This is a genomic window from Candidatus Magnetobacterium casense (genome assembly GCF_019173545.1).
Classification (GTDB): domain Bacteria; phylum Nitrospirota; class Thermodesulfovibrionia; order Thermodesulfovibrionales; family Magnetobacteriaceae; genus Magnetobacterium; species Magnetobacterium cryptolimnobacter.
Genome location: NZ_JABXWD010000749.1, coordinates 1 through 1,154 on the forward strand (window position 1 = coordinate 1; position 1,154 = coordinate 1,154).

Consider the following 1,154-nt stretch of genomic DNA (forward strand, 5'->3'; position numbering starts at 1 on the left):
GCTGCCGTCAATTGTCACGATGGCGTCCTTGGTCGATTGCACAACGGATCTCAGTATCTCCTCCTGGTCTATGAGGTTTTCCTCGACCATTTTACGCACAATCACGCCGGCTATGGTATTGGCCACTATTGACAGGAACTCCTCCTCCGCCGTGTCCCTGACGTGTCCCGGGGCAATGTAGAGGTTAATGACTCCGAGGATATGACCCTTATTCATGATCGGCACACAGTAATGACCATGAGGGATAAAGGCGTCAACCTCTATTGTGTGTCGTTCATCGATAGAGGGGGCATATACGATCTCACGCCTCTGTGCGGCCAGGCCACACAGGCAGGTGCCAAAGGGAACGGTTGAACAGGCCTCTACCTGGGCAGGGTTAAACCCGTGTGATGCCTTGATGGTCAGTTCATCGGCGCCGGGGGTGGCTATGAAGATGGCCCCCTTGGACTTCAGAGACAGACTGGGGATGGAAAAGATCAGGTCAAGGATACGCTCTAACTGTTCCCTGAGCGAAACGGGTTCCAGCGATATCTGGAGGATCGCCCCCACCACGCTCTGTATCTGGTACGTCCTGACCATCTTGTCTTCGGTGTACTTGGGCATGGTGATGTCCTCGATGATCTCCAGGAACCGGTAGATGTTACCGTTGGCGTCAACTTCGGGGATCGTCGTAACCCTGAGTATCATGTCACCCATTGGGCGTTCTATGACGGTTTGCGTCTTATTGGTGAAGCATTCGTCCTTTTTGCAGAAGCTGCAAATTTTTTCCGGGCCGCTTTTTGTTGTGCTTATTGCGAACTCCCCGACCGTGTCATAGCAGGTCTTACCTTCGAGGTCGGCGCTATTTGTCCCGAGCATCTTCTCCAGGAATGCGTTGATTTTCAGGAACCTGAAGTCCTTGTCGAGGTAGGCAACCCCCAGCGGGATGTTGTCAAAGATGGTCTGCATATCCCTGATGGCGTCCAGTGAGACGTCGTGGTGTTGTCTGAGTTCACAGAGGGCATGTTCGGTTCGTCTGCGACCGTCAATTTCCTTTTGCAGTTCTCTTTGCAAGCGTTTGAGTTCTATCGTGTTGCTGACGACGACCCTGACCTCGTGTACGTTGAGGGGTCTCCTCAGGGATGCACTGATCCCCATAGAGGAGAGTTCTTCGG

The 1,154-nt window shown here is 53.1% G+C and carries 1 protein-coding gene; it reads right to left on the bottom strand.

What is annotated here, in order from left to right:
• The coding region (locus HWQ67_RS19255) for a GAF domain-containing protein (RefSeq protein ID WP_218254313.1) at positions 1–1,154 on the bottom strand (1,154 nt) is incomplete at both ends.